Consider the following 7224-nt stretch of genomic DNA (forward strand, 5'->3'; position numbering starts at 1 on the left):
GCTGCTTGAGGAGCGCTTCGCGGCGCACGGGGCCCCTCTGTGGACTATCCGGACAGCCGCCTCCAGTTCCCTCTTGACTGTCCATGTAACGCTCGACCATGTCTTCGCGTTATGCCACCTTTTGGGATTCCGCTTCGCGCCGCGCATCCCGAACCTGCACGACCGGCGCCTGTACACCTTTGGGCCGGCGGCAACCTGGCCGACCCTGGAACCATTCATCGCCGGGCGGATCGACGAGGCGCGGATCCAGGCGCACTGGGACGACCTGCTGCGGTTGGCCACCTCGATCCGGACCGGCGCCGTGCCGGCCTCGCTGATGCTGAAGCGGCTCGGCTCCTACCCACGGCAGAACGGGCTCGCCTTGGCGCTTCGCGAGGTGGGGCGCCTTGAGCGGACACTGTTCACCTTGGAATGGCTGCAAAATCCGGCACTTCGCCGCCAGGCCACCGCTGAGTTGAACAAGGGCGAGTCCCGCAACGGGCTTGCCCGCGCTGTGTGCTTTCACCGCCTTGGGCGCATCCGCGACCGGACGCCGGAGAACCAGCAGCACCGCGCCGGCGGCCTCAACCTGGTCGTGGCCGCAATCATCCTCTGGAACACCATCTACATAAAGCGGGCCATCGATGCCCTGCGCGCTGGGGGCGAGCGCATTCCCGACGAGTTGTTGAGCCATCTCGCGCCCCTTGGATGGCAACACATCAACCTGACCGGCGACTATCTCTGGAGTGCGGACCGGGTGCCGGGCACGTCGAGATACCGCCCGCTGCGCGCTCCAACCGAACTCCTGGCCGCATGATGTTCCGGCTTTGTCCGCTTAGCGTATGTTTTCGCCCGTCCTATGGCGTCACCCCCTTCCAGGCCCGGCTGCCCACCCTCATCGCCGACCTGACCGCAAGTCCCGAATTCCGCACCTCTGCCCTCCTGCGCGACAACGGTCTGCGGTCTGTTCTGTGCGTCCCCGTCATCAGCGGCGGTGTGATTGCTCAGGGGGCTGGCTGAGCGCCCGCTGCCGGCGGGGCCACCCGCGCATTGGGGGTGGCCGGCGATCGGGTATTGCGCGGCGACTCGGGATATGAGTCAACGTCTCTATGACGGTTCCGCCGCGCTATCGCCTGAGCGACGCTGAGAAGGACGCCCTGCTCGTCGAGCAAGCGGCGCTGATCGAGCGTATGGCAGCGCGGATCTCCGAATTGGAAGCCTTGGTCGGCAAGCCGAAGAAGACCTCGGCGAACTCCCACATCCCGCCGTCCCAGGATGGCCCCGGGGGCAAGACCGGCAAGGCGAAGCGGGGGCGCAAACCGCGGCCGCCCCGTCCTGGTGTCGCGCGGCCGCTCGCGCCCGATCCCGATCGCACGGAGCGCCGTCTCGCCGAGGAATGCCCGCATTGCCAAACGGCGCTGTTGGCGGCGGGACAGCGCTGCCGGCATCGCTACGACCACATCGACCTGCCCGAAGTCCGCCCGGTGGTGACGCGGGTCGAGCTGTTCGGCGGTCGCTGCGGTTCGTGCGGACGGCGCTACCGGGCCGAGCCGCCCGCGACCATGCCGCCGGGCACGCCGTTCGGACCCGGCATCCGCTCGCTGCTGGCCTACCTGCATCACAGCCATCACGTCAGCTTTGAGCGCTTGGCGCGGATGCTCAAGGAGCTGTTCGGATTGAGCATCTCCGAGGGCGCCATCGCCAACGCGTTCCGCCGCATGGGCACAGCGTTCGACACGGCCTGCGCGGCGATCAAGGCCAAGCTGTTGAGCGCTTCCATCATCGCGTCGGACGAGACCACGACGCGCGTCAACGGCGTGACGCACTGGCAGTGGGTGTTCCATTCCGATGCGGCCGTGCTGCACACCATCGCGCCGAGCCGGGGCCGGGCGGTGGCCGCCGTGGTTCTGGGCGCACACCAGCCCGAGGTGTGGATCTCCGACCGCTACGCCGGCCAGCAGGAACTCGGGCAGGCCCACCAAGTGTGTTTGGCTCACGTCTTGAGGGACGTCCAATACGCCATCGACTGCGGCGACACGGTGGTCGCGCCGAAGATCCGCGATCACCTGCGCTGGGCGATCCGCGTCGGCAAGCGAAGACCGGAGTTGAAGGACAGCACGCTCGCTGCTTACGCCGCCAAAGCCGAGCGCCGCCTCGATGCGCTGCTCGGTGTGCCCGCCGCCCATCCGGCCGGGCGCGAGTTGCAGCGCCAGGTCAAGGCGTGGCGTGGCAAGTTCTTTGTCTTCCTCAGCGACCGCCGCGTGCCGCCCACCAACAACGGCAGCGAGCAGGAGATCCGCCCGTCGGTGATCTTCCGCAAAGTGACCAACGGCTTCCGTTCCGACTGGGGGCCGGACATCCACGCTGGCTATCGCTCCGTCACCGGAACCGCGCGCCGCCAAGGCCAGTCCGCCTGGACCGCAATCCAGGCGCTCGTCGGTGGAACCTTCGCCGTCGCTTAACGGCTCAGCTGCCGCCAGCCGGGTGAGCAATCACGCGGCGGTAGCGTCTGGGGGGTGCTGGAGGTGGCCAGCACGATGCCCACCGCTTTTGGTGAGGATGACGAACGGTTCCTGTTCGCCATGGCCAACATCCTCGGCGTGGCGGTCGACCGGGGCGCCGGCCACGCCACCACCCAAGCCTCCTCGGCCACAGCTACGGCGACGGTCTCGCACATGGAGGAAGGCTATCGGTTACGGATTAGCGAACTGCAGCACCGGATGACGAACACTCTGGCCGTCGTCTCGTCCATGCTGATCATGGAGCAGCTCCAACACACCGATGCCCACATCAAGGAGCGGCTGAACGGCTTGGTGAACCGGATTGGCGCCCTCGCCCTGGCCCATGAACAACTCAGCGCAGACCCGGACGCGACCGTGGTGGAGCTGGCGCCCTACCTCGCCCACTTGGCCAGCAATCTGGCCCTGCAACACAGCGGCCTGCGGATTGAAACCGACCTGGAGGCGGTTGCAATTCCGCCGGATCAGGCCACGCCGCTGGGGTTGATCGTCAACGAGCTGCTGATCAACGCCCTCAAATATGCCTTCCCCAGCGGAGCCGGCACGATCCGGATCACGCTCCGGTGCGACCGTCTGACCAGGGAAGCCACCTTAACCGTAGCCGACGATGGGGTGGGAATGGGACCACCGCGACCTGGCAGCCTGGGGACACGGCTGGTGCACAGGCTGGCCGGCCAGATCGGCGGAACGGTGTCATGGCCTGCGGTGGCGCGCGGCGTCACCGTGATCGTCCTTTTCCCCATTCTTGCCTGAGAGACATCCTCATCGAAGTGCTGTTGGCCTTCCGCGGCCGCAGAGGCCACTTCCTGTGGACGGCCTGCCGAGCCGGGGGCGGCTCTACCAGGGTCAGGAGCAATAGGGGAAGGGCACAGATACAACCGCACCAGAGGGGCCGCTTCGGAGGCGGTATGGCGTTCCCTGTCGCGCCTCGTCGGCAGCTTGACCGCAGGCGCCTGGGTGCAGGGCACCTTGCTCTCCCCGGCCGCACCGTGCGCTATGTCCTGGCCGTCCAGGCAAGCAGCTTCTCGCCGCTTTGACGCCCTCCTGGCGAGGCGCCCCATGAAATCAGTTCCGATTGCTGCCCTGAGCGGAGTGGGAAAGCGCATTCTGGATCGGAGGCTACGAATCTGCGATGCAATTTGCGATGGCTGGAGGAGCCAACTGCGGGTGGCCCCTAAATACTCATGTCCTACACTGTGGTGTATTATTTGCATCAACTGCCTTCGCTTTCTTGCCGTCGCACCGGAGTTTCCATGCCCCGCCACCGAAGCGCCCTGCTCGCTGTTGCATTGGCCCTGGCTGCCGTCGTTGTCATGACAGCCCACTTCGTGTGGCAGGACCGGCAGAGGACGACCGCGCGGATGGAAGCGCTTGCCGCCGACATGGCCAAGGTCGTCGAGGCCCACGTCCTGCACACGACCAAAGGCGCTGACATCGCCTTGCGTCAGGCTGCCGCTGTGGTCGACGAGGCCGGCAGCCTGGAAGCCGTGCGGAGCAGCGTGCACTGGCGCCGGTTGCGCGATGCTCTCGCCAACCTGGACGGCGGAGAAACCCTGGGGCTGTTCGACGCCAAGGGTAATGCGGTGGTCGGTACGGGCCGGCAACAGGAGCGGCCGATCAACATCGCCGATCGGCCCTATTTCCAGGCAGTGATGGCGGGGGCCGACCTGGTGGTCAGCCCGGCGCTGCGCAGCCGCCTGGACAACCGCATCATCTTCGTCATCACTCGGCCGATCCGCGATTGGACCGGTGAAATCATCGGTGTCGCGAACACCGGGATGAAAACGGAATGGCTGGTCAACTTCTATGCCCTGATGTCGTTCGGGCTGGACACCACCGTCACGATCTTCCGCACCGACGGAGAGATCGTCGCCCGAAGTCCGGATCTGGCCAGCCACCTCGGCAAGAACAACCGGAACGGACCGCTCTTTCAAGAGCAGCTTCCACGGTCACCGGTCGGAGTCTACCGCTCCCAAGCCGAGTTGGACGGCAAGGAACGCATCGCCGCGTACCGGCTGGTTTCTGATCTGAACCTCGTCGTCTACGCCGGGATCGAGAGCGGGTCGGCCTACGCCGCATGGCAAGCCCGCTCGCTCTGGTTCATTGCCGAAGTGGCACTGACCACCACGCTTGTCCTGCTCCTGCTTCTGTGGGGCACCCGGATGAGCCGCCGCGAGCACAACGTTCAAATTCGCGCCCTCGAAGCTGAGAGCGTCGCGTTGCAGCTGGGCGCTGAGCTTCATCAGGCTCGGCGCGACCCTCTGACCGGATTGCCCGCCCGCGGACTCTTCCTGGAACTGGCGGAGAGAATGCACCAGAGCGCCGGCAGGCGGGAGTTGACCCTCGCCTTTCTCTACATCGACCTGGACGGCTTCAAGGGAGTGAACGATCGGCACGGCCACCATCAGGGCGACAAGGTTCTGGCGATGGTGGCCGAGATCATGCGCCGGACGACCCGCGACGGCGATCTGCTCGGCCGGCTTGGCGGCGATGAGTTCGTCATCTGCCTGTCCGGGCACGCTCCCGACATTCGGACGGTCGCTACCAGCGTTGCCGCCCGCATCATCACCGATGTTCGTGATCTGGGCCAAGGCGTCGGGTGCAGCATCGGAATTGCGCTGTGCGCGGGCGACTGCGACGACCTGCCCGGCTCCCTGCGCCGAGCGGATGCCGCAATGTACCGGGCCAAACAGATGGGAAAGGGCGCTTGGTTCATTCACGAGACGGCGCAGGGACCAAGCTTGTCCCGCAATGACAGGATCGTCGCCTGACCGCTTCTTTTCAACGTCGGAACGCTGACCGCCTTCTATGCCTACGCTGCGGCTTCAAATCAGACAGCAGCGATTGGAACATGGACGACTGCAACCGCGCTTGGCGCCGGCCACCGTCCGTCACTCAGGAGGCCGGCTCCGTCCAGGCGGACAGAAGGGCGGTGATCGTCCCGACCAACGCGGACAGGGAATAAGGCTTGCGCAGAACCACCAAGCGTCCCGGCTCTTCGTCCGGAAGATGTTCGCTGAACCCGGTGGTGACGACGATCGGCAGGTCGGGACGCCGCTGCCGGAGGATCCGGATCAGGGCCTCGCCGCTCATCGTCGGCATGCGCATGTCGGTGAGCAGGAGGTCGGCCGGATCAGCAGCGTCAGCCTCGATGGCTTGCAGCCCGTTGTGTGTGGTGGTGACCCGAAACCCTTCGGACTCCAGAACTTCGGCCACAACCACGGCAACCAGATCCTCGTCCTCGGCCAGCAGAACATGAAGGGGATAGGGCATGAACCACGCGGAATCGCATTTTCAATTGCTCACAAATACCCAAGTAAGCGGATAATAGGCAACAGAAAACGCTTTCTGCCTTCAGCAATAAAACGACGGCTCAGGCTAAGATATACACACCTGAGGCGTAACAATTGTACCCAATCCCTTAAGAAGGGAGTTGGCCCATATGCCTCTGGCCGTCCAATGAGGGCGCTCGAACACGTCGGCTGAGACAGCGGGGTCCAGCGATTGTAGAACATGCAGGAATGCAGCCACACACGGCAGCGCGAGGTGACCGCTAAAAGCCCCACCCACCGGAAAACCGTTCGGCCTTATCCTACGTATATGACACACACCGCGAACGCGGCGAACCTCCGCCCACACTGCCTGCCCCAGCATCACGCCATCATGGATCCCGACAAATCGACCCCCGCCCCTGGACCCGATGCCCTCCAGCCCCGCACCCGCAACCCTCTCGGCGCCGAGCCTCAGGCAACGACTCTGCTCAACCGCCTCCTTGCTGAAGCCCTCGACACCGAGCGCCACATCATGGCGTTGCTCAAAATCATCCTCTCCGACAGCACGGTCCAGGGCGTGTTTCCGAGCGCGGACGCCAGAGCAATCCACCGTACCCTTGCCAGCCATGCCGCAGAGGTGAACGGACCTGCCTGCCGCTTTCCGAACTGTGACTGTTCCCCCATGACCTGCCGGGCCGCCGAGCATCCAGCATGACCGATCATCCTGCCGACGACATCGACGAGTTCATGGCCGATCTCCGCGCCTGGACGTCAAGCACCCAGCGCTTCGCCCGAAAAATCCAGGCCCTGTCCCAGTTGCAGCGCTCACGCTCCGCGGAACTGCGGATCGAAGCGGAGGAAGCAGTCCAGCGGATCCAAAGCAGACGCTACACAGACCAGGACGTGCAGGATCTGGTGCAGGCCCTCCGCCGGCAGAGGGCAGGGTCCTCATCCCATCATGGTGACGGCTAACGCTGGTCCCCATGCGCTTCCCGTCGGGCCTCCAGCCATGCCCGCATCTTCCTGCATCGCTCCCGCGCCGCCACCGTCACGCTCTCACACCGCTCCAGCCGCGCCTTGGCGTCCGCCACCGCCTCGGCAGCCCGCCGCACCCGCCCCTGCGCCACCCGGAGCCGCCGGTCATCGGAGAAGTCGTCCATACCTCCACAACAGGCCTGACCCGGTCCCGTCGCGCTATCCTGCCCCGCGACCTGTCAAGCAGGGTTCGGGCGTTACGACAGGCCGGCCCCGCGGTTTGGCAAAACACGGGTGGAACAGCAATCATCCCACAATCCAGCAGAGGGCTTCTTGCCTCGCAAAACTCCTAAGTTTCGCGACAGGTAGATACCGGACACGATGTGTGACCTTCGACGATAAGTGGCGGCCTTTCTCCAGCGCTATGTGGCGCACACGACATTACTATCGGGCAAGGGTACGGTAGACGGTCGGGCGCG

General features: G+C 65.3%; 8 protein-coding genes. 6 read left to right on the forward strand and 2 right to left on the reverse strand.

Going from position 1 to position 7224, the window contains the following annotated elements; all coding sequences use genetic code 11:
• The 4 genes from J2Y49_RS32195 to J2Y49_RS32210 all read left to right on the forward strand — a co-directional run.
• Positions 1-796, forward strand: a 796-nt coding sequence (locus J2Y49_RS32195) for a Tn3 family transposase (protein WP_310119833.1), incomplete at its 5' end; no start/stop codon positions are given.
• A 292-nt stretch (positions 797-1088) separates the two neighbouring features.
• Positions 1089-2441: an IS66 family transposase gene (gene tnpC / locus J2Y49_RS32200; protein ID WP_310119835.1), complete on the forward strand. Its 1353-nt coding sequence runs from the start codon at positions 1089-1091 to the stop codon at positions 2439-2441.
• Positions 2442-2504: 63 nt separating this feature from the next.
• A complete protein-coding gene (locus J2Y49_RS32205) occupies positions 2505-3251 on the forward strand; it encodes a sensor histidine kinase (RefSeq protein WP_310119837.1) in 747 nt (248 codons plus the stop codon).
• Between the two features lie 500 nt (positions 3252-3751).
• On the forward strand, positions 3752-5269 hold the full coding sequence (locus J2Y49_RS32210) for a sensor domain-containing diguanylate cyclase (protein ID WP_310119838.1): 1518 nt from the start codon (positions 3752-3754) through the stop codon (positions 5267-5269).
• Positions 5270-5393: 124 nt separating this feature from the next.
• On the opposite strand, the gene J2Y49_RS32215 is transcribed toward J2Y49_RS32210, so the two are convergent.
• Complete coding sequence (locus J2Y49_RS32215; RefSeq protein ID WP_310119839.1) at positions 5394-5771, reverse strand: response regulator; 378 nt, start codon at positions 5769-5771, stop codon at positions 5394-5396.
• 390 nt (positions 5772-6161) lie between these two features.
• On the opposite strand from J2Y49_RS32215, the gene J2Y49_RS32220 reads away from it, so the two are divergent.
• Together J2Y49_RS32220 and J2Y49_RS32225 are read left to right on the forward strand one after the other, a co-directional pair.
• Positions 6162-6485 (forward strand): hypothetical protein, encoded by a 324-nt coding sequence (locus J2Y49_RS32220; protein WP_310119842.1) that lies wholly within the window; start codon positions 6162-6164, stop codon positions 6483-6485.
• A complete protein-coding gene (locus tag J2Y49_RS32225; protein WP_310119844.1) occupies positions 6482-6742 on the forward strand; it encodes a hypothetical protein in 261 nt (86 codons plus the stop codon). The genes J2Y49_RS32220 and J2Y49_RS32225 overlap by 4 nt, the downstream gene beginning before the upstream one ends.
• On the opposite strand, the gene J2Y49_RS32230 is transcribed toward J2Y49_RS32225, so the two are convergent.
• Entirely contained in the window at positions 6739-6930 is a 192-nt protein-coding gene (locus J2Y49_RS32230; protein ID WP_310119846.1) for a hypothetical protein, read from the reverse strand. The genes J2Y49_RS32225 and J2Y49_RS32230 overlap by 4 nt on opposite strands.
• Positions 6931-7224: the final 294 nt, after the last annotated feature.

The sequence above is a fragment of the Azospirillum sp. BE72 genome, from assembly GCF_031455875.1.
Taxonomy (GTDB): Bacteria; Pseudomonadota; Alphaproteobacteria; order Azospirillales; family Azospirillaceae; genus Azospirillum.

Excerpts from the sequence above, each read along its gene's own strand:
- tnpC (WP_310119835.1), top strand. The coding sequence starts at position 1,089 with ATGACGGTTCCGCCGCGCTATCGCCTGAGCGACGCTGAGAAGGACGCC.
- J2Y49_RS32210 (WP_310119838.1), top strand. The coding sequence starts at position 3,752 with ATGCCCCGCCACCGAAGCGCCCTGCTCGCTGTTGCATTGGCCCTGGCT.
- J2Y49_RS32215 (WP_310119839.1), bottom strand. The coding sequence starts at position 5,771 with ATGCCCTATCCCCTTCATGTTCTGCTGGCCGAGGACGAGGATCTGGTT.
- J2Y49_RS32220 (WP_310119842.1), top strand. The coding sequence starts at position 6,162 with ATGGATCCCGACAAATCGACCCCCGCCCCTGGACCCGATGCCCTCCAG.
- J2Y49_RS32225 (WP_310119844.1), top strand. The coding sequence starts at position 6,482 with ATGACCGATCATCCTGCCGACGACATCGACGAGTTCATGGCCGATCTC.
- J2Y49_RS32230 (WP_310119846.1), bottom strand. The coding sequence starts at position 6,930 with ATGGACGACTTCTCCGATGACCGGCGGCTCCGGGTGGCGCAGGGGCGG.